16 protein-coding genes and 5 tRNA genes are annotated in these 20,875 nt (G+C 61.8%); 4 read left to right on the top strand and 17 right to left on the bottom strand.

Annotation, left to right across the window (positions count from 1 at the left end; all coding sequences use genetic code 11):
* The first annotated feature begins 113 nt into the window (after nucleotides 1–113).
* The 3 genes from abaF to N805_RS29465 all read left to right on the top strand — a co-directional run bounded on the left by abaF (nucleotide 114) and on the right by N805_RS29465 (nucleotide 4,097).
* Nucleotides 114–1,487: a fosfomycin efflux MFS transporter AbaF gene (abaF, locus tag N805_RS00350; protein WP_026034445.1), complete on the top strand. Its 1,374-nt coding sequence runs from the start codon at nucleotides 114–116 to the stop codon at nucleotides 1,485–1,487.
* A 37-nt stretch (nucleotides 1,488–1,524) separates the two neighbouring features.
* Nucleotides 1,525–2,469 carry a dihydrodipicolinate synthase family protein gene (locus N805_RS00345; protein ID WP_028613397.1) on the top strand — a complete coding sequence of 315 codons (945 nt, stop codon included), beginning with the start codon at nucleotides 1,525–1,527 and terminating at the stop codon, nucleotides 2,467–2,469.
* A gap of 215 nt (nucleotides 2,470–2,684) precedes the next feature.
* Nucleotides 2,685–4,097, top strand: a complete 1,413-nt coding sequence (locus N805_RS29465) for an amino acid permease (protein ID WP_028613398.1) — start codon at nucleotides 2,685–2,687, stop codon at nucleotides 4,095–4,097.
* Here N805_RS29465 and N805_RS00315 read toward each other — a convergent pair.
* Nucleotides 4,076–4,152, bottom strand: a tRNA-Arg gene (locus N805_RS00315). The two genes, N805_RS29465 and N805_RS00315, sit on opposite strands and share 22 nt — an antisense overlap.
* 111 nt (nucleotides 4,153–4,263) lie before the next feature.
* Nucleotides 4,264–4,857: a phosphonate metabolism protein/1,5-bisphosphokinase (PRPP-forming) PhnN gene (gene phnN, locus N805_RS00310; RefSeq protein ID WP_019473974.1), complete on the bottom strand. Its 594-nt coding sequence runs from the start codon at nucleotides 4,855–4,857 to the stop codon at nucleotides 4,264–4,266.
* 344 nt (nucleotides 4,858–5,201) lie between these two features.
* Here phnN and N805_RS00305 point away from each other — a divergent pair, with 344 nt between their 5' ends.
* Complete coding sequence (locus tag N805_RS00305; protein WP_003254499.1) at nucleotides 5,202–5,528, top strand: Arc family DNA-binding protein; 327 nt, start codon at nucleotides 5,202–5,204, stop codon at nucleotides 5,526–5,528.
* Between the two features lie 184 nt (nucleotides 5,529–5,712).
* Here the strand turns inward: N805_RS00305 and mgtE are convergent, their stop codons facing one another.
* The 15 genes from mgtE to N805_RS00230 all read right to left on the bottom strand — a co-directional run bounded on the left by mgtE (nucleotide 5,713) and on the right by N805_RS00230 (nucleotide 20,558).
* Nucleotides 5,713–7,155 carry a magnesium transporter gene (gene mgtE / locus N805_RS00300; RefSeq protein ID WP_019473793.1) on the bottom strand — a complete coding sequence of 481 codons (1,443 nt, stop codon included), beginning with the start codon at nucleotides 7,153–7,155 and terminating at the stop codon, nucleotides 5,713–5,715.
* Nucleotides 7,156–7,574: 419 nt separating this feature from the next.
* Nucleotides 7,575–7,651 (bottom strand) — tRNA-Arg (locus N805_RS00295).
* A gap of 72 nt (nucleotides 7,652–7,723) precedes the next feature.
* Nucleotides 7,724–7,800: transfer RNA gene (locus N805_RS00290), tRNA-Arg, on the bottom strand.
* Nucleotides 7,801–7,872: 72 nt separating this feature from the next.
* Nucleotides 7,873–7,949 (bottom strand) — tRNA-Arg (locus N805_RS00285).
* Nucleotides 7,950–8,055: 106 nt separating this feature from the next.
* Nucleotides 8,056–8,146 (bottom strand) — tRNA-Ser (locus N805_RS00280).
* Nucleotides 8,147–8,218: 72 nt separating this feature from the next.
* Complete coding sequence (csrA, locus tag N805_RS00275; RefSeq protein WP_003254503.1) at nucleotides 8,219–8,407, bottom strand: carbon storage regulator CsrA; 189 nt, start codon at nucleotides 8,405–8,407, stop codon at nucleotides 8,219–8,221.
* Between the two features lie 165 nt (nucleotides 8,408–8,572).
* A complete protein-coding gene (locus N805_RS00270) occupies nucleotides 8,573–9,808 on the bottom strand; it encodes an aspartate kinase (protein WP_016498499.1) in 1,236 nt (411 codons plus the stop codon).
* Between the two features lie 84 nt (nucleotides 9,809–9,892).
* Nucleotides 9,893–12,517, bottom strand: coding sequence for an alanine--tRNA ligase (gene alaS / locus N805_RS00265; RefSeq protein WP_026034641.1), 2,625 nt, complete (start codon nucleotides 12,515–12,517; stop codon nucleotides 9,893–9,895).
* Between the two features lie 398 nt (nucleotides 12,518–12,915).
* Nucleotides 12,916–13,923, bottom strand: a complete 1,008-nt coding sequence (gene astE / locus N805_RS00260) for a succinylglutamate desuccinylase (protein ID WP_019473147.1) — start codon at nucleotides 13,921–13,923, stop codon at nucleotides 12,916–12,918.
* Nucleotides 13,924–13,933: 10 nt separating this feature from the next.
* A complete protein-coding gene (locus N805_RS00255; RefSeq protein ID WP_016488488.1) occupies nucleotides 13,934–14,224 on the bottom strand; it encodes a hypothetical protein in 291 nt (96 codons plus the stop codon).
* A gap of 14 nt (nucleotides 14,225–14,238) precedes the next feature.
* Complete coding sequence (gene astB, locus N805_RS00250) at nucleotides 14,239–15,588, bottom strand: N-succinylarginine dihydrolase (protein ID WP_019473146.1); 1,350 nt, start codon at nucleotides 15,586–15,588, stop codon at nucleotides 14,239–14,241.
* Between the two features lie 23 nt (nucleotides 15,589–15,611).
* On the bottom strand, nucleotides 15,612–17,075 hold the full coding sequence (gene astD / locus N805_RS00245; RefSeq protein WP_019473145.1) for a succinylglutamate-semialdehyde dehydrogenase: 1,464 nt from the start codon (nucleotides 17,073–17,075) through the stop codon (nucleotides 15,612–15,614).
* Nucleotides 17,076–18,104, bottom strand: a complete 1,029-nt coding sequence (gene astA, locus N805_RS00240; RefSeq protein ID WP_016498492.1) for an arginine N-succinyltransferase — start codon at nucleotides 18,102–18,104, stop codon at nucleotides 17,076–17,078.
* Between the two features lie 78 nt (nucleotides 18,105–18,182).
* The gene (gene aruF / locus N805_RS00235; RefSeq protein ID WP_019473144.1) at nucleotides 18,183–19,202 is read right to left on the bottom strand and encodes an arginine/ornithine succinyltransferase subunit alpha; all 1,020 of its coding nucleotides are present in this window, start codon (nucleotides 19,200–19,202) and stop codon (nucleotides 18,183–18,185) included.
* Between the two features lie 135 nt (nucleotides 19,203–19,337).
* A complete protein-coding gene (locus N805_RS00230) occupies nucleotides 19,338–20,558 on the bottom strand; it encodes an aspartate aminotransferase family protein (RefSeq protein WP_019473143.1) in 1,221 nt (406 codons plus the stop codon).
* Between the last annotated feature and the right edge of the window lie 317 nt (nucleotides 20,559–20,875).

Below are 20,875 nucleotides of genomic sequence, written 5' to 3'. Positions count from 1 at the left end.
GCTTATCTAGATATCGTATACGAAATACCATATAAGGAATCGGTGGCTCCGGTTTCCCCGGCGCCACCCTGCCTACTCCTTCTTCCAATAATTACGTATCGGAGTGCAAAACCATGGCCACACCCTCTTCGGCGGCATCAGCGAATGTCGCAAACACAGCAGACAAGGCCCCTGCGGGCATCAAGCGTGTGGTAGCTGCGGCCATGGCCGGCGCAGTCGCCGAGTGGTACGAATTCTTCCTCTACGGCACCGCCTCGGCGCTGGTCTTCGGCCAGCTGTTCTTCCGCCAGACCGGCAGCGCCATGGACGGCATCATTGCCGCCTTTGCCCTCTACGCAGTGGGCTTTCTCGCCCGCCCCATCGGTGGCCTGGTGTTTGGCCATTACGGCGACAAGGTCGGCCGCAAGCATTTGCTGCAGATCAGCCTGATCGTGGTCGGGATAACCACCTTCCTGATGGGCTGCCTGCCCACCTTCGAGCGCATCGGCTATGCCGCGCCCATCCTCCTGGTGGTGTTGCGGCTGATCCAGGGCTTCGCCTTCGGCGGCGAATGGGGCGGCGCGGTGCTCCTGGTGTCCGAGCACAGCCCGGACAACCGCCGCGGCTTCTGGGCCAGCTGGCCGCAAGCGGGCGTGCCGGCCGGCAACCTGATCGCCACCATCATCCTGCTGTTGTTGTCGTCCAACCTTAGCGAGGCGCAGTTCCTGGACTGGGGCTGGCGGGTGGCCTTCTGGTTCTCGGCAGTGGTGGTGCTGATCGGTTACTGGATCCGCACCCGAGTCGATGATGCGCCCATCTTCAAGGAAGCCCAGGCCAAGCAGCAGAAGCTGGAAAGCCAGCAACTGGGCGTGGTGGAAGTGGTCACCAAATACTGGCGCGAAGTGCTGATCGGCATTGGCGCGCGCTTTGCGGAAAACATCCTCTACTACACCGTGGTCACGTTCTCTATCACCTACCTGAAGCTGGTGGTGCACAAGGACACTTCGCAAATCCTGCTGCTGATGTTCGGCGCCCACCTGCTGCACTTCTTCATGATCCCGGCCATGGGCTACCTCTCAGACATCATCGGCCGCAAGCCGGTGTACCTGATCGGCGCCGTGCTCACCGCGTTCTGGGGCTTTGTCGGTTTCCCGATGATGGACACCGGCAATGACTGGCTGATCATGGCGGCCATCACCCTGGGCCTGGCCATCGAGTCCATGACCTATGCGCCGTACTCGGCCTTGATGGCCGAACTGTTCCCCACCCACGTGCGCTACACCGCCCTGTCGTTGTGCTACCAGGTGGCGCCAATCCTGGCTGGCTCGCTGGCGCCGCTGATCGCCGTCACCTTGCTGAAGGAATACAACAGCTCCACGCCTATTGCCTGGTACCTGGTGGGCGCGGCAGCGATCTCGATTGTTGCCGTGGCGGCAGCCAAGGAAACCCGCGGCAAGTCGCTGCGCGCCGTTGACGAAGAATCCGTGGCCCGCAACGCCGGCCGTTAAGCAACCCATAAAAATCACACAAAAATAGGTAACCACCATGAGCAATATCTTCAACGGAACCATGCCCGCCCTGATGACCCCGTGCACCGCCGAGCGCAAACCGGACTTTGACGCCCTGGTGCGCAAGGGCCACCAGCTGATCGAGGCCGGCATGAGCGCCGTGGTGTACTGCGGTTCGATGGGCGACTGGCCACTGCTGACCGAGGCCGAGCGCCAGGAAGGTGTCGCGCGCCTGGTAGCCGCCGGCATCCCGACCATTGTCGGCACTGGCGCGGTGAACACCCGTGAAGCGGTAGCGCATGCCGCCCACGCGGCCAAGGTCGGCGCCGCCGGCCTGATGGTCATCCCTCGCGTGCTCAGCCGCGGTGCCTCGCTGATCGCCCAGAAGCACCACTTCTCGGCCATCCTCGCCGCCGCGCCCAAGCTGCCAGCGGTGATCTACAACAGCCCCTATTACGGCTTCGCCACCCGCGCCGATCTGTTCTTCGAGCTGCGCCGCGAATTCCCCAACCTGATCGGCTTCAAGGAATTCGGTGGCGGTGCCGACCTGCGTTACGCCGCCGAGCACATCACCTCCAAGGATGACGACGTGACCCTGATGGTCGGCGTGGACACCCAGGTGGTGCATGGCTTCGTCAACTGCAACGCCACCGGCGCCATCACCGGCATCGGCAACGCCCTGCCCCGTGAGGTGCTGCACCTGGTAAGCCTGAGCAAGCAAGCGGCCAAGGGCGATGCCAAGGCCCGCCGGCTGGCCCGCGAGCTGGAAGCGGCGCTGGCAGTGCTGTCGTCGTTCGATGAGGGCTGCGACCTGGTGCTGTACTACAAGCACCTGATGGTGCTGAACGGCGACAGCGAGTACAGCCTGCACTTCAACGAAACCGACGTGCTGACTGACGCCCAGCGCAACTACGCCGAGCAGCAGTACGCGCTGTTCCGCAGCTGGTACGCCAGCTGGTCGGCCGAGCAGAACATCGCCTGACCAATGCCCTGCTTGGCCCTTGTAGGAGCGCCTGAGGCAACACGCCTCAGGAAAAATCGGCAGGATGTTGTGCAGAGAATTCGTTTGAGGTCCTTGGCCTTATTGTCCATGGTGGCAGGCTGGTAGCTATTTGCCACGCGTGGACGCAGGCGCATGACGATGCCTGCGTTGGGGGACGATGTCAGATCCCCCCAACAATAAGAGAGGACAAGGAAATGCAATCCAACGGTTTGAAGCAAAGCCTCAAGCAGCGGCACATCACCATGATCGCGCTGGGCGGGGTGATCGGTGCCGGGCTGTTCATGGGCTCGGGCTCACTGATCGCATCGGCAGGGCCTGCGGCCATCCTGTCGTATTTCATCGGTGGCCTGGTGGTCACCCTGGTCATGTTCATGCTGGGCGAAATGGCCTGCCGCAACCCGGATGCGGGGTCGTTCTCGACCTATGCCAATACTTGGCTCGGCGACTGGGCAGGGTTTTCCGTCGGCTGGCTGTACTGGTTCAAGTCGATGATGACCATCACCCTCGAAGCGGTACTGCTGGGCGCCATCCTGCATGACTTTCTACCCTGGCTGCCGATCTGGGCAGGCGCCTTCCTGATGCTGGTGACCCTGATGGCCAGCAACGCCTACTCGGTGCGTTCGTTTGCCGAAGTGGAGTATTGGCTGGCGGCGATGAAGGTCGCCACCATCCTCATCTTCATGCTGCTGGGCATCTCGATCCTGCTTGGCCTGCACAGCGACATTCCTTCGCCTGGGCTGGTCAACCTCACCGCCCACGACGGTTTCATGCCCAACGGCCTGTCGCCCGTGATGGCGGGTGTCATCGTGGTGATCTTCTCGCTGGGCGGCAGCGAAATCGCCGCCGTAGCGGCAGGCGAATCGGAGAACCCGCGGCAGAACGTGATCCGCGCGATCAAGAGCGTGATCCTGCGGGTGATGCTGTTCTACGTAGGCTCGGTGTCGATCCTGATCCTGTGCTTGCCATGGACCGACAAGGCCAACCTCGCCTCGCCCTATGTTTCGCTGTTCAGCCTGGCCGGGTTCGGTGGTGCTGCGGTGGCCATGAAGCTGGTGCTGTTCGTCTCGTTCATGTCGGTGATGAACTCGTTCATGTTCTCCAACTCGCGCATGCTGTTCTCGCTGAGCCAGCGCGGCCACGCGCCCAAGCTTTTCTCGCGCACCAGCGCCAAGGGCGTGCCGATCAATGCACTGCTGCTGAGCCTGTCGATCTGCACGATGATCCTGACCGTGCACTTCATCAGCGCCGGCGACCTGTTCATGACCCTGGCCAAGAGTACCGGCAGCCTGGTGATGGTCGTATGGATCTTCATCATCATCGCCCACGTGGCCATGCGTTGGAAAACCCGTCACGAAGCGGTCGACCCCAAGGCCTTCCGCGCCTGGCTGTTCCCGTACGCCAATATCGTTGCGCTGTTCGCCTTGCTGGCAGTGATCGGCACCCAGGCGTTCGACCCGGCGTCGCGCTTCCAGTTCTGGTTCACGGTGCTGACGGTATTGCTGGTTGTGGCGGGGTACTTCCTGATGCGCCAGCGGACGGCGGCCGCTGCAAAGGAGGCGGAGGCAAAAATGGGAGAGGCAAGAAATGGCGTCCCAGGCAGGAATTGAACCTGCAACCTTCCCCTTAGGAGGGGGATGCTCTATCCAATTGAGCTACTGAGACGCTACGACCGGCAGCGAGCGCTGCACAGCGGGACGGCCAGCATGTTAACCAGCATGCTGGCATTTGTCATGCACCTACCGGGCTTTTTCGCGTAATCCTTTTCTGGCACTGCTACACCTGCGGCAGCACACCTTCATCGCGCAGTAGCCCGAACAGGGCTGCGACCGCAGCCTCCAGGGTTGTGGAGTTGTCCAGCACGTGCACTGAAGGATCGGGCAGTGCCTGCAAGCGGGCGCTGCGAGCCAGGCGCTGTTCGACTTCCTCGACGGTTTCGCGGCCACGGGCCACCAAGCGCTGGCGCAGCACCTCGGGCTTGACCTCGACCCGCACTGCCAACAGGTCCGGGTAACGCTGGCGCGCTTCGGCCAGGTAGGCCCGCGAGCCATTCACCAGTACTGCCCTGCCCACCGCCAGCCACTCGTCCACCTGCTGGGGAATGCCATAGTCCAGGCCGTTGGCGCGCCAGTGCATGGCAAACGCGCCCTGCGCACGCAGGGTCTCGAACTGCTCGGGCGTGACCCCATGCGCGGCTTCGCCCTTGGCTTCGGCCGAACGGGTAATGACGCGGCGGGCAATTTCTACCCCGGCAGCCGCCAGTCGCTCACGTGATGCGTCGATCAGGGAATCTTTCCCGGAACCCGACGGTCCTATCAGAAATATCAACCGACCCGTCCCTGATCGACGGTCGCTTGCGTCATGTTGCATAGCCACTATGCTCTATGAAGGGAAACCGCCGCATTCTAGGTGTTTTCCTGATCTTTTGCTGCGTTTTACCAGTTTTTGACGGCAAAAGTCTGACGGTTGGGCAAGCCGGAGCATGTAAAACTTTTCAAACCAGTGCTCATTTCTGATAATTGGTACTGGCAGAAAGCCTTTATCCGGCTCACTATTTGTCACAGAATTGACGCCAAGGAAACGGCGACCCTAAGGCAAGATGAGCATCCATTTTTACTGACGGTTGAACATTTTGTCGTCGCCACGGTCGTATTTCCACCCCGTGCGGCCAATTTGAGAACCGCTTCCCCTGAACCAAAATCTGGTCAATTTATATGCGCCCAATGAAACAGGCTATTTATTCAAGCCGCACCGCTGACAAATTTGTCGTCCGCCTGCCAGACGGGATGCGTGAGCGCATTGCCGAGGTAGCGCGCAACCATCACCGCAGCATGAACTCTGAAATTATCGCGCGCCTGGAACAGAGCCTTATCCAGGAAGGTGCGTTGGGTGACGAGCTGAGCATGCGCCTGGACAGCCCTGAGCTGTCCCTGCATGAGCGCGAGTTGCTGCAACGCTTCCGCCAACTGTCCCACCGCCAGCAGAACGCCTTGGTGGCCCTCATCGCTCACGATGTGGAAATGGCGGCCGACGCTTCCTGAGGCCTGCAGCGAACATGAAAAAGCCAGCGTAAGCTGGCTTTTTTGTGGCTGGCCTACCGCAACGGCATACACCTTTGCAGGACCACTGTGGGAGCGGGCAAGCCCGCGAATCAGGCGACGCGGTGGATGGCACCGGCTGCGCCGGTGTTCGCGGGCATGCCCGCTCCCACAGGGAAAGATCGGTTTACAACAGGAACAGCGTAGCCAGGCCAAGGAAGATGAAGAAGCCGCCACTGTCGGTCACGGCAGTGATCATCACACTCGCCCCCATCGCCGGGTCGCGGCCCAGGCGGGCCAATGTCATCGGGATGAGCACGCCCATCAGCGCTGCCAGTAACAGGTTCAGGGTCATTGCGGCGGTCATTACCACACCCAGTGACCAGCTGCCATACAGCCAGAAAGCCACCGCACCGATCACTCCACCCCACACCAGGCCATTGATCAGCGACACTGCCAACTCCTTGCGCATCAGGCGGCTGGTATTGCCCGGCGACACCTGGTCCAGCGCCATGGCGCGGACAATCATGGTGATGGTCTGGTTACCCGAGTTGCCACCAATACCCGCAACGATCGGCATCAACGCAGCCAACGCCACCAGCTTTTCGATCGACCCTTCGAACAGCCCGATCACGCGCGAAGCGAGAAAAGCGGTAATCAGATTGATCGCCAGCCATGCCCAACGGTTGCGGAACGAGCGCCAGACCGAGGCAAAGATATCTTCCTCTTCACGCAGACCCGCCATGTTGAGGACTTCGCTCTCGCTCTCCTCACGGATCAGGTCGACCATTTCGTCAATGGTCAAACGGCCAATCAGGCGACCGCCCTTGTCTACTACAGGTGCCGATACCAGGTCATAACGCTCGAAAGCCTGCGCCGCATCATAGGCATCTTCCTCGGGCTGGAAGGACACCGGGTCGGTCGCCATGACCTCCGCTACCTTCTTCTCCGGGTCGTTGACCAGCAAACGCTTGATCGGCAATACCCCTTTCAGGATGCCGTCATAGTCGACCACAAACAGTTTGTCGGTGTGGTTGGGCAGCTCTTTCAGGCGGCGCAGGTAGCGCAGTACCACTTCCAGGCTGACGTCTTCGCGGATGGTGACCATCTCGAAGTCCATCAGCGCACCGACCTGCTCCTCGTCGTAGCTCAGCGCAGAGCGCACACGCTCGCGTTGCTGGGCATCGAGGGTTTCCATCAGCTCATGAACAACGTCGCGCGGCAGCTCAGGGGCCAGGTCGGCCAGCTCGTCGGCGTCCATTTCCTTGGCGGCGGCCAGCAGCTCGTGATCGTCCATGTCGGCGATCAACGATTGACGAACCGAATCGGAAACTTCCAGCAGGATGTCGCCATCGCGATCCGAGCGCACCAGCTGCCAGACCGTCAGGCGGTCTTCCAGGGGCAAGGCTTCGAGGATATAGGCGATGTCGGCGGGGTGCAGGTCATCAAGCTTGCGCTGCAGCTCGACGAGATTCTGGCGGTGGACCAGGTTTTCGACCAGGTCGTTGTGCGCGCCTTCCTGGCGGTGCGTCAGGTCTTCGACCACACGCTGGCGTTGCAGCAGTTCGACCACCTGGGCCAGGCGATCCTGCAAGCTTTCTTGCGCTTTTTTTACTTCTACTTCAGTCATAGGCGAACTCCACTCCCAGCAGCGGAGCACGCCGGGAGAATCAATCGGTCAGATCTTTCTGTATGAATTCTGTTAGCGAGTAACTACTGGGTAAGTCCATGGTGGTTTTCCACAAGCCCCGGCGGGGCTGACGGGCGCAATCATACACTGCTCAAGCTGTCAGATCGCTTAAATTTTTGGCCAGAACAATCGTTTGCGTGATAAAGATGGGACAACGCTCGAAGCTATCAGTGCGACGGTTGTTGTGGATGGGGAGGCACATTGAGGTTCAGGTACGTTGCGCCTGACAATTTGGGATTGCCTCGCAGCCACACGCTACACCATGATCATTACAGAAGAGCTTAGATCGGCATCGCCACAATTCAGTAGCGCAGAAAAACAAAAAGCCCGCTCAATTGAGCGGGCTTCTTGATGGGGTATGGCGGACTCAGCAGGATTCGAACCTGCGACCGCTCGGTTCGTAGCCGAGTACTCTATCCAGCTGAGCTATGAGTCCGTGGTGGTAGTTTTAGACCAGATTACCACTGGTTGACTGAAGTCGCTTTGCAAGCAGAGCCACTTCAAAAAGTGGCGGACTCAGCAGGATTCGAACCTGCGACCGCTCGGTTCGTAGCCGAGTACTCTATCCAGCTGAGCTATGAGTCCGCAATTGGTAGTTTTAGACCAGATTACCACTGGTTTCTTGAAGCAGCCTTGCAAACAAAGCCACTTCAAAAGTGGCGGACTCAACAGGATTCGAACCTGTGACCGCTCGGTTCGTAGCCGAGTACTCTATCCAGCTGAGCTATGAGTCCGTGTCTTGCCGCGCATTATAGGTCGCTGAAACATTTTTGCAAGAACTTTTTCGTTTAAAATCAACTACTTAGCGTTCTTACCGTTTACAGCGCCCTAAGCGAATAATGGCGGTGAAGGGGGGATTCGAACCCCCGATACCCTTATGAGGTATACTCCCTTAGCAGGGGAGCGCCTTCGGCCACTCGGCCACCTCACCGCAACACGAGGCGAATATTAAAGAACCTCTTTCACCTTTGCAACCCTTTTTTTGAAAAAAACTTCAAAAAAATTAAAGGCTTGGCTCTTCATCCTTCTCTTTCTTGATCCGCAGGTAGATTTCCTCGCGGTGAACGGCCACTTCTTTCGGGGCGCTGACGCCAATACGCACCTGGTTGCCTTTGACGCCAAGCACCGTCACGGTGATCTCGCCGTCTCCAATGATCAGGCTCTCGGCGCACCGACGAGTCAGAATCAACATAGCTTTCTCCTTACGCAAAACATTCAGGGGTAACAGTCTTTGGTATCGGGCCTGGTCGTGGACGACGACCCGGCCCCGGTTACTCGCCGCACAGGGCAGGACAGGGCCTGCGTGACGAGCAGAAACGCGAAGGGCGCGGCAAGCCGCGCCCTTCCTGACAGCGCCTTACTCGCCCTGTCGGACAGGTGCGTCGAGCTCGAACGCGGTGTGCAGCGCGCGCACGGCCAGCTCCAGGTACTTCTCTTCGATCACGACCGAAACCTTGATCTCGGAGGTGGAGATCATCTGGATGTTGATGCTCTCCTTGGCCAGGGCTTCGAACATGCGGCTGGCAACACCGGCGTGCGAACGCATGCCAACGCCAACGATCGAGACCTTGGCGATCTTGGTATCGCCGATGACTTCACGGGCACCGATTTCGCGGGCAGTGTTTTCCAGCACGTTTTTCGCGCTCTCGTACTCGTTGCGGTGTACGGTGAAGGTGAAGTCGGTGGTGTTATCGTGGGCAACGTTCTGCACGATCATGTCGACTTCGATGTTCGAGGCGCTGATCGGGCCGAGGATCTTGAAGGCCACGCCCGGGGTGTCCGGCACGCCGCGAATGGTCAGCTTGGCTTCATCACGGTTGAAGGCGATACCGGAAATGATCGGCTGTTCCATGGATTCCTCTTCATCAATGGTAATGAGGGTACCCGGACCCTCCTTGAAGCTGTGCAGCACGCGCAGCGGAACGTTGTACTTGCCGGCGAACTCCACCGAACGGATCTGCAGCACCTTGGAACCGAGGCTGGCCATTTCCAGCATCTCTTCGAAGGTGATCTTCTCCAGGCGACGGGCCTGTGGCACAACGCGCGGGTCGGTGGTGTAGACGCCATCGACGTCGGTGTAGATCTGGCACTCGTCAGCCTTCAGCGCCGCCGCCAGGGCCACGCCAGTGGTGTCGGAGCCGCCACGGCCCAAGGTGGTGATGCTGCCGTGCTCGTCGACGCCCTGGAAGCCTGCTACCACGACCACGCGGCCTTCCTTGAGGTCGGCACGAATCTTCTGGTCGTCGATCTGCAGGATGCGCGCCTTGTTGTGCGAGCTGTCGGTGAGGATGCGCACCTGGTTGCCGGTGTAGGACACCGCTGGCACACCACGCTTGATCAAGGCCATGGTCAGCAGGGCAATGGTGACCTGCTCACCCGTCGACACGATCACGTCCAGTTCACGCGGAACCGGCTGATCGGTGATCTGCTTGGCCAGGTCGATCAGGCGATTGGTTTCACCGCTCATGGCCGACAGCACTACCACCAGGTCGTCGCCCGCTTCACGGTGTTTCTTGACCTTTTCGGCTACCTGCTCGATCCGCTCGATGGAACCGACAGAGGTGCCGCCAAATTTCTGTACGATCAACGCCATTTCAATGGTGCCTCAGCCCATACAGGGCCCCAAAAAACAATCCAACATGAAGAGGCCGGCGACTAGACCGCCGGCCCCTTCATCTCAAAGTCCCTGCTCTGCGAATGGCACGGCCAGCGCCAGGGCCTGGTCCAGTGCAGCGACGTCGACGCCACCACCCTGGGCCATGTCCGGACGGCCACCGCCCTTGCCACCCACCGCCGCAGCGGCTTGTTTCATCAGATCGCCAGCCTTGAGTTGGCTGGAGAGGTCTTTGGTCACGCCGGCCACCAGCACAACCTTGCCCTCATGCTCGCTGCCCAGCAGGATCACTGCGTGGCCGAGCTTGTTCTTCAACTGATCGACCAGGGCCAGCAAGGCCTTGCCGTCCTGCCCATCCAGGCGGGCGGCGAGAACCTTGGCACCCTTGACCTCAACAGCCGCGTTGGAGAGATCGTCCCCGGCGGCGCTGGCGGCTTTGGCCTGCAGCTGTTCCAGCTGCTTCTCCAACTGACGGTTGCGCTCCAGCACAGCCGACAGCTTGTCGATCAGGTTGTCGCGGTTGCCTTTGACCAGTTGCGCGGCTTCCTTGACCTGCTCTTCGGCAGCGTTCAGGTAGGCCAACGCAGCGGCGCCGGTAACTGCTTCGATACGGCGTACGCCAGAGGCCACGCCGCCTTCGCTGATGATCTTGAACAGGCTGATATCACCGGTGCGCTTGGCGTGGATACCGCCGCACAGCTCCACCGAGAAATCACCACCCATGCTCAGCACACGCACGGTGTCGCCGTACTTCTCGCCGAACAGCGCCATGGCACCTTTGGCCTTGGCGGTTTCGATGTCGGTCAGTTCGGTTGTCACCGGGGTGTTTTTGCGCACTTCGCGGTTGACGATGTCTTCCAGGGCCTTGATCTGCTCTGGCTTCAGCGCCTCGAAGTGGCTGAAGTCGAAACGCAGGCGCTGGCTGTCAACCAGCGAGCCCTTCTGCTGTACGTGTTCGCCCAGCACCTGGCGCAGCGCTTCGTGCAGCAGGTGGGTGGCGGAGTGATTCAGCGAGGTAGCGTGCTGCACGTCGGCATCGACCTTGGCCTCGACCGGCGAACCGATTACCAGCGCACCGCTGGCGACCACGCCATGGTGCAGGAAGGCACCGCCAGTCTTGGTGGTGTCGCGCACGTCGAAGCGCGCAGCGCCGGCCTGCAGGAAGCCGGTGTCACCCACCTGGCCACCAGACTCGGCATAGAACGGCGTGCGGTCGAGCACCACCACGCCCTGCTCGCCTTCACCCAGTTGGTCGACGGCCTGACCGTCTTTGTACAGGGCGATGATCTTGCCCTGGCCTTCGGTGGCGTCGTAGCCGACGAACTCGGTAGCGCTGTCGACCTTGACCACACTGTTGTAGTCCATGCCGAAGGCGCTGGCGGAACGCGCGCGCTCACGCTGGGCGTCCATCTCGCGCTCGAAACCGGCTTCGTCAATGGTCAGCTCGCGCTCTCGGGCGATGTCGGCAGTCAGGTCCATCGGGAAGCCGTAGGTGTCATACAGCTTGAACACCACGTCGCCCGGTACCACGTCGCCTTTCAGCTGCGCGAGGTCCTGCTCGAGGATGCGCAGGCCTTGCTCCAGGGTCTTGGCGAACTGCTCTTCTTCAGCCTTCAGCACGCGCTCGATGTGCGCTTGCTGGCTCTTCAGCTCAGGGAAGGCTTCGCCCATTTCGGCGGCCAGTGCGGCGACGATCTGGTAGAAGAAGCTGCCCTTGGCGCCCAGCTTGTTGCCGTGGCGGCAGGCACGACGAATGATGCGACGCAGCACATAGCCACGGCCTTCGTTAGACGGCAGCACACCGTCAGCGATCAGGAAGCCGCACGAGCGAATATGGTCGGCGACCACTTTCAGCGACGCCTGGCCGTCATTGCTGCAACCGATGGCCTTGGCCGCAGCCGACAGCAGGTTCTGGAACAGGTCGATCTCGTAGTTCGAGTGCACGTGCTGCAGCACGGCGCTGACGCGCTCCAGGCCCATGCCGGTGTCCACCGACGGCGCTGGTAGCGGGTGCAGCACGCCGTCGGCAGTGCGGTTGAACTGCATGAAGACGTTGTTCCAGATCTCGATGTAGCGGTCGCCGTCTTCTTCTGGCGAGCCGGGTGGGCCGCCCCAGATGTCCGCGCCGTGGTCGTAGAAGATCTCGGTGCACGGGCCGCAAGGGCCGGTGTCACCCATGGTCCAGAAGTTGTCGGAGGCGTATGGGGCGCCTTTGTTGTCGCCGATGCGTACCATGCGCTCGGCCGGCACGCCGACTTCCTTGGTCCAGATGTCGTAGGCTTCGTCGTCAGTGGCGTAGACGGTGACCCAGAGCTTTTCCTTGGGCAGGTTCAGCCATTGTTCGGACGTCAGGAAGGTCCAGGCGAAGGTGATCGCGTCGCGCTTGAAATAGTCGCCGAAGCTGAAGTTGCCCAGCATTTCGAAGAACGTATGGTGACGCGCGGTGTAACCGACGTTTTCCAGGTCGTTATGCTTACCACCGGCGCGCACGCACTTCTGGCTGCTGACAGCACGGGTGTAGGCACGCTTCTCCGCGCCGAGGAAGCAGTCCTTGAACTGGTTCATGCCGGCATTGGTGAACAGCAGGGTTGGGTCGTTGTTCGGGATCAGCGAACTGGAGGCGACTCGGGTGTGTCCCTGCTCTTCGAAGAAGCGAAGGAAGGCTTCACGGATTTCTGCGCTTTTCATAGGTTCTTCCACGGAAACGGCGGCCCTGTTGGGCAAACGCGTCGACGAAACGACGGCAAAGGGCCGCATTATATCGGTCCTGCAATCTCGATGCAGTGTGTTTATACGATAGAAACCATCGTTTGGACGGTTTTTCGGGCTATGCAAACGAAAATGACATGACCGGATGCTAAATCCTGTCTTTCGCCACTGGCAAGCCAATTACCGCCGATGGGGAGGGAAAATGGAACAGGCGGTGAATTAAAAGAGTTTCATGGGGAAGGAAGGATCCAATTCATCCTGTCAGGGCCCTATCGCCGGCAAGCCAGCTCCCACAGGATAACCACAGGTCTGGCTGTCATGCAGCCCCTGTGGGAGCTGGCTTGCCGGCGATAGGGCCGGGGCAGGAAGACAGGCAATCAGCCCAGCCGCTGCCCCGAATCCGGCACGATCAGGATGCCCGCCCGCAAGCCGTTCCTGACCTTGGGGTTGGGGAAGATGATGCGCGCGCCCTCCTCCTCCACCACCCAGCGTGTCTCGGCCAGGTCTTCGGCCAGCAGGTAACCCTTGCTCAGCTCCGAGAAGTTCTCGATGTCCGCCGGCAGGTGCAGGTGGAAGCTGTCGCTGTGCTTGATGATCTCGCGAGAAACACTGAACAGTTGCAGGCCATCCAGCGAGCCTTCACCCTCTGGTTCGGTGCCTTCGATGATCTGGATCAGGCGTTCTTCCAGCCGGTCGAGGTTGACCTGCTCGTTCTGGCCAAACGGGCGGGCCTTGCCCAGCTCCAGGGTGAAAGCTTCGGCCTCCAGCTGCTCGTAGGTAAAGGCACTGAAGGTGATGGAGGATTTGCTCTGCAGCAACACCGCCTCCATGCCTGCCGCCGCCAGGCGCGCCAGTTCACGACGGGAGTGCTTGCGCCCCTCTTTATAGGGGTACAAGGCAAATTGCTCGATCTTTGAACCACGGATGGCGGTATGCAGGTCGTAATGCAGGCGGCTACGCCCCGGCTTGCTGAAAAACACCCGGGCGAACTGTTCCAGCTCGGCGGCACGCAAGGCCTCGAAACCACTGGAAAGCTCATGGCGCCCGTTGAACAGCCGGTTGATGTCCTGCTCGATGAAGCGCTCGCCCTTGCGGATAGCCGCCGGGTTGCCGAACAGGAACAACAGCCGTGCCCGGGGTTTGATCTTGCCGTTGGCCACACCGTGCAGCAGCCGTTCGAGCAATTCGATCGGCGCCGTTTCGTTGCCATGAATGCCGGCAGACAACAGCAAGTCCAGCCCGCAATCCTCGCTTTCGGCCGGGCGCACTTCGAGCGCGCCCTCCCCCAGCCAGCGCAAACGCGCGCCCTTGGGTGTCACTTGGGTCTTCTCGGCCGGTTCGTGATCGGTGAGGGTCAGCTCAAGCAATTTGCCAAGGGCGAGCATAGGGGCTTCCTTAGTGGTGGTGGCCGCAGTCGGGGCCATGGACGTGATCGTCGTCTTCGCCAACCTCGGCCGGCTCCATTTCCAGCTGCAGGCTGACCAGGTTGGTGGCCATCGGGCGCAGCAGCAGGTTGGCGTATTCGGTGTCGTCTTCATCGACATCCACACCGATCAGCAGCTGGCCACGGCCGTCCTGCTGAATCCACACTTCCTTGCCTTGCCAAACCACGGCAAAGCGGGTGCAGGAGGTTTCCAGCTGGGTGCCGTCTTCATCTTCGAGGATCAGGCGCAGGGCGTCGGTCATTGCAAAGTCTCTCTTCAAGGTTGGCGTTGGAACGGATATACCGAGCCCAACTTCAGGATCTGGGTCAATTCGTCCAGTGCCGTACGGCATTCCACCAGCAGCTGCGGGTCGGCCAGGTCCGCTTCGCCCAGGCGATCGCGGTAATGCTTGTCGACCCACTGCACCAGGGTGTCGTACAGCGGGGCGGTCATGATAACCCCTTGGTTGACCGCCGCCAGTTCCGATTCCTGCAACGCCACGCGCAGACGCAGGCAAGCCGGGCCACCGCCGTTCTGCATGCTTTGCTTGAGGTCAAATACCTTGACCTCCCTGACCGGGCCACCCTGGCTGGTCAGCTGGCCCAGGTAGGCCCAGACCCGCTCGTTGTTGCGGCACTCCTCCGGCACCACCAGCAGCATGGAGCCGTCATCGCGGCTGAGCAGCTGGCTGTTGAACAGGTACGAGCGCACGGCATCCTCTACCGCCACCGCCGCCCGTGGCACACAGATGGCCTGGAAGCTGCCACCCTTGCTGGCCAGTTTAGCTCGCAGCTGGCCAAGCACCGCGTCGGTCTCGAGGAAAGCGTCCTCGTGATAGAACAGCACCTCGCCGTTGCCCACCGAAATTACATCGTTATGGAACACGCCCTGATCGATCACAGCGGGGTTCTGTTGAGCGTAGACCACACCGCCATCGCTCAGCCCATGCAGCCGGGCCACGGCCTGCGAGGCCTCCAGGGTTTGCCGGGCCGGATACTTCTGCGGCGCCGGGTAACGGCTGTCGAAGGCACTGCGGCCATACACGAAAAACTCCACACCCGCGTCGCCATAGGCACGGCAGAAACGCGTGTGGTTGGCCGCGCCCTCGTCACCGAACTGTGCCACGGCCGGCAAAGCTTCGTGGTGGGCAAAGTGTTTCTCGTTGTTGAACATGGCGCCCAGCACACGGCTGGTGGTCGGGTGCTCGATGCTGCGGTGGTACTTGCAGTTCAGGTTGGCGGCGGTGAAGTGCACGCGGCCATCGGCCGTGTCGGCACTGGGGCTGACCGTGGCCGCATTGGCCACCCACATGCTCGACGCCGAGCAGCTGGCCACCAGCAACGGCATGGCTTCTTTCGCAGCACGCTGGATGACCTCGGCATCGCTGCCGCTAAAGCCCAGGCGGCGCAGCGCGGCCACATCCGGGCGCTCTTGCGGTGCCAGCACGCCTTGCTTGAAGCCCATGTCGGCCAGCGCTTTCATTTTCGCCAGCCCCTGGCGCGCGGCTTCGCGCGGGTTGGAACCTTGCTGGCTGTTGCTCTGCGAAGCCACGTTGCCGTAAGACAGGCCGCCATAGTTGTGGGTAGGCCCCACCAGGCCATCAAAATTCACTTCATAGGATTTCATCGGCTAGGCTCCGTGACCTGTTGTTATAGGGTGACGCCCGGCGTCAGGGTCGCCGGCAAGGCAAGGCTGGCGGTTTCCAGCGAAGCCACGGGGTAAGCGCAGTAGTCAGCCGCGTAATAGGCACTGGCGCGATGGTTGCCACTGGCACCCACGCCACCGAACGGCGCACTGCTGGCAGCGCCGGTCAGTTGCTTGTTCCAGTTGACGATGCCGGCGCGGCTGCGCAGCCAGAAGTACTGGTAGCGGGCACGCGAGTCGGAGAGCAACCCGGCGGCGAGACCGTACTGGGTGTTGTTGGCTTCATCGATGGCAGCATCGAAATCGGCATAACGGATCACCTGCAGCAGCGGGCCAAAGAACTCTTCGTCCGGGCGCTCGGCCACGCCTGTGACATCGACAATGCCCGGGGTCAGCAGCGCGGCATCGGCCTGCGGCTGGGTCATTTCCAGCAGCTTCACGCCGCCTTTGGCGGCCAGTTCGGCCTGGGCGGCAATCAGCGCCCGCGCCGCCTGCAGCGAAATGACCGAACCCATGAACGGCGCTGGCTGTTGATCGAACGCACCCACCGTGATGGTCTTGCACACCTCGACCAGGCGCGCGATCAGCGCGTCGCCCCAGGCGCCTTGCGGCACCAGCAGGCGACGCGCGCAGGTGCAACGCTGGCCGGCAGAAATGAACGCCGACTGGATAATGGTGTACACCGCAGCATCCAGGTCCTTGACCTCGTCTACCACGAGCGGGTTGTTGCCCCCCATTTCCAGGGCCAGAATCTTGTCCGGGCGACCGGCGAACTGCTGGTGCAGCAGGTTGCCGGTGCGGCTGGAGCCAGTGAAGAACAGGCCATCGATCCCCGGGTTGGCGGCCAGCGCCACACCGGTTTCACGCCCGCCCTGCACCAGGCTCAGCACGCCCGCCGGCAGGCCGGCGGCGATCCAGCAGTTGACGGTCAGTTCGGCGACCTTGGGCGTCAGCTCGCTGGGCTTGAACACCACGCAGTTACCCGCCAGCAGCGCCGGCACGATATGGCCATTGGGCAGGTGACCGGGGAAGTTGTAGGGCCCGAACACCGCCACCACGCCGTGGGGCTTGTGCCGCAGCACCGCCGTGGCGTCGGCCAGCGGGCCGCTCTTTTCCCCGGTGCGCTCGCGGTAGCTTTGTACCGAGATCGCCACCTTGTTGATCATGCTGGTGACTTCGGTTGCCGATTCCCACAGCGGCTTGCCGGTTTCCTCACCGATGCACTGGGCCAAGGCTTCGGCATGCGTTTTAAGCTGCTCGGCGAACTTCTCCAGCACATCGATGCGCGCTTCCAGGCTCAGCTGCGCCCACGCCGGAAAGGTCTGGCGCGCTGCCTGCACGGCGGCGTCCACCTGGCTGGCGTCCGCGCCCTGCCCTTGCCAGACGACAGCCTGGCTCACCGGGTTCAGCGACTGCAGGGGTTCACCCTGCCCCGCCAGCCAGTTGCCTGCGATGTAATGCGTGGTCATTTATTGGGCCTCCCGGCTGGCCGACAATGGCACGGCACGCACATTGTCGCCGGCGCCCATGCGCAGGCGCTTGGCGGTCAACGGGTCGACCACCAGGGTACCGGCGGCCAGCCGCGCCGGAGCGGCAGTGATGCGGCAATCGTCGCGTTTGCGGTTGTGGATGATGTAAGGGGTGGCGTCATCGCCCGGCGTGCCCACCGCCAGCACCAAGGTCTGGCTCTCGCGCACGGCGCGGATCTTGGCGGTATCACACTCGATGGCAGGGCCTGCGTCGAAAATGTCGACATAGCCCTGGTAGTTGAAGCCTTCCTGCTTGAGCATGGCCAGCGCCGGCTCGGTGTCGACGTGCACACGACCGATCACGTCGCGCGCCGCCTCGGACAGGAAGCAGGTATACAGCGGGAACTTGGGCATCAGTTCGGCGATGAACGACTTGTTGCCTACACCGGTCAGGTAGTCCGCCTGGCTGAACTCCATCTTGAAGAAATGCCGGCCAAGGCTTTCCCAGAAAGGCGAACGCCCCTGCTCGTCGGACATGCCGCGCATTTCGGCGATGATCTTCTTGCCGAACAGCTCCGGGAACTCGGCAATGAACAGCATGCGCGCGCGCGACAGCAGGCGGCCATTAAGCCCGGAGCGGTGATCGCTGCGCAGGAACAGCGAGCACAACTCGGAGTTGCCGGTCAGGTCGTTGGCGAGGAACAGGGTGGGGATTTCGCGATAGATCTTCAGCTCCTGCGAAGCGCTGACGGTGAGGCCGACCCGATAGTTGTACCAAGGCTCGCGCAGGCCGACGGCACCGGCGATGGCACTGATACCCACCACCAGGCCTTCGTCGTTTTCCAGCACGAACAGGTAGTCGGTGTCGCCACGCTCGGCTTCGCCACGGAAGCTCTTTTCCGCCCAGCCAACGCGATGCCCCAGGCGTTCTTCGTTGGCCGGCAGCGTGGTCAGCCCGGTGGTGCCGGTGCTGCGTGCCAATTCGATCAACGCAGGCAAATCGCTGCTGCGTACAGGACGAACGATCATGCTATCTCCTTGTGCGGCGGCGTCGGCCGGCGCAAAACTCTTCTAACGCATCAATCCCGAAACGTCTGTTACCAGACCTCAGACCGCGACCAGGCGCACGCTGCCACCCTCGCCCACACCCAGTGCATCGGCCGCAGCCACGCTCAGACACACCGGTTTGCCGGGCACCCAGTCGAGGTCCAGCAGCACCGCGCGGTAATCCTGCAACTGGCCATTGCACACCAGGTACGGGCGCCCACCCTTGCCCGGGGCGTCCTCGATTTTCACCGGCGCCGACCGGCTCTGGGCAATCGAGCGAATACCCGAGGTGCGCGCATGCAGGGTCGGGCCGCCGTCGAAGATGTCGATGTAGTGCTCGGTTTCGAAGCCTTCGCGCATGAGGATGTCGAAGGTGATCTGCGCGCGCGGGTGCACCTGGCCCATGGCTTCCTGCGCCTCATCGGGCAGCAGCGGCACGTAGATCGGGTAGTGCGGCATCAGTTCGGCGAGGAAGGTGCGGCTCTTCAGGCCACACAGGCGCTCGGCGTCGGAGTAGTTGAGGTCGAAGAAATTGCGGCCGATGGCATCCCAGAACGGCGATTCGCCATTCTCGTCGCTGTAGCCGACGATTTCGGTCACTACCGAATCGGCGAAACGCTCCGGGTGCGCGGCCATGAACAGCAGGCGACCGCGCGAATTGAGCTCGGCCCAGCCACTGTTCACCAGCTCCGGCAATACATAGAAGCTGGTCAGCAGGCTGTTGCCGGTGAGGTCATGACACAGCGACAGCACGTGGATCTTGTTGTGGATCTTCAGCTCGCGCGAGGCGTGCACGAAGGTTTCGTTACGAAAACTGTAGAACGGCTCGGAGTAGCCGGCCGAAGCAACTATGGCCGAGCAGCCGGCCAGCTTGCCGGTCTCGCTGTCTTCGAGCACAAAAAAGTAGCTTTCCTCGCCGTTGAAGCTGACCTCGGCGGCGAAAGAAGTCTCGGAAGCGGCGATCTTGTCGCCCAGGCGAGCAGCGTCGTCCGGCAGCGAGGTGACACCAATGGGGCTGTCTGCAGCCATGCGCTGCACTTCGTTCAGATCAGCCATTTGCGCGGGGCGCATCACCAGCATGGTGTCACTCCTTTGGAATACGGGCCGCTCACGGCGGCACGGAAAAACGGCAGGTACACGGGCACCTGCAGTGGAATCGGGTATCGCCGGCCAGGCCCGCCAGGGGCGCGGGCCGGCGACGGGACCGCAGGCGGATCAGCCTTTGGTCAGGGTAGCCACAGCGCGCTCGAAGCGGTCCAGGCCTTCGTCGATGTCGGCGTCTTCAACCACCAGGCTTGGCGCAAAACGCACCACGTCCGGGCCCGCCTGCAGCACCATCACGCCTTCTTTTTCGGCGGCGTTGAGCACGTCCTTGGCCTTGCCTTGCCAGGCCTCGGTCAGTACGCAGCCGAGCAGCAGGCCAACACCACGCACCTGGGAGAACAGGCTGTACTTCTGGCCAATCTGTTCCAGGCGCGTTTTGAAGCGTGCGTGCTTGGCCTTGATGCCGGCCAGGGTTTCAGGGGTATTGACCACATCCAGCACCGCGCAGGCGACGGCGCAGCCCAGCGGGTTGCCGCCGTAAGTGGTGCCGTGGGTGCCGACGGCCAGGTGCTTGGCCAGTTCGGTGGTGGTCAGCATGGCGCCAATAGGGAAGCCACCGCCCAGGCTCTTGGCGCTGGTCAGGATGTCGGGCGTCACGCCGTAGTGCTGGTAGGCATACAGCGAACCGGTACGGCCCACGCCGGTCTGCACTTCGTCGAAGATCAGCAGGGCGTTGTGCGCGTCGCACAGCTTGCGCGCGCCTTCCAGGTAGGCCAGGTCAGCGGGTACCACACCGCTTTCGCCCTGGATCGGTTCGATCACCACGGCGCAGGTCTTGTCGGAAATCTGTGCCTTCAACGCTTCCAGGTCGTTGTACGGCACATGGCTGATGCCAGTGATCTTCGGGCCGAAGCCGTCGGAGTACTTCGGCTGACCACCGACACTGACGGTGAACAGGGTGCGGCCGTGGAAGCTGTTCACGGTGGCGATGATTTCGTGCTTTTCCGGGCCGAAGCGGTCATGGGCAACGCGACGGGCCAGCTTGAACGCGGCCTCGTTGGCCTCGGCGCCGGAGTTGCAGAAGAACGCCCGGTCGGCAAAGGTGGCGTCCACCAGCTTGTGGGCCAGGCGCAGGGCCGGCTCGTTGGTGAACACGTTGGATACGTGCCAGAGGGTGTTGGCCTGGTCGGTCAGGGCCTTGACCAGTGCCGGGTGGCAGTGGCCCAGGGCGTTTACCGCGATGCCACCGGCAAAATCGATCAGCTCGCGACCCGACTGGTCCCACACACGGGAGCCCTCGCCTCGCACAGGAATGAAGGCCGCCGGAGAATAGTTGGGAACCATGACCTGGTCGAAATCGGCACGTTGCACCGGGGCTTGCTCAACGGACATCTGAGTCTCCTGAAGAGGAACGCTGGCCTGGAAGTGGGCGAGCGATGGGGGGATTGTAAGGACTGATCCGCGCCTGTCCTTGCGGCCAAGCGACAACTTGTTACAGCGCAAAACCCAGTTTTGACAAGGCTTTCGGCAATGCGACAAACACTGTCGCAATCGCGCAGTGTACGGGAGAGAGGATGCTGGGTGAACGGGTGTTCACATATAGAAGAGTGGCTGCCTACGCCGACCCTATCGCCGGCAAGCCAGCTCCCACAGGGTCACCACAGGCCCTGAGGCTTGCGGGTACCTGTGGGAGCTGGCTTGCCGGCGAT

It is taken from the genome of Pseudomonas putida S13.1.2, assembly GCF_000498395.2.
Classification (GTDB): Bacteria; Pseudomonadota; Gammaproteobacteria; order Pseudomonadales; family Pseudomonadaceae; genus Aquipseudomonas; species Aquipseudomonas putida_Q.
Note: the sequence above shows the minus strand (reverse complement) of the source record. Positions and strands in the feature narration are given on the sequence as shown.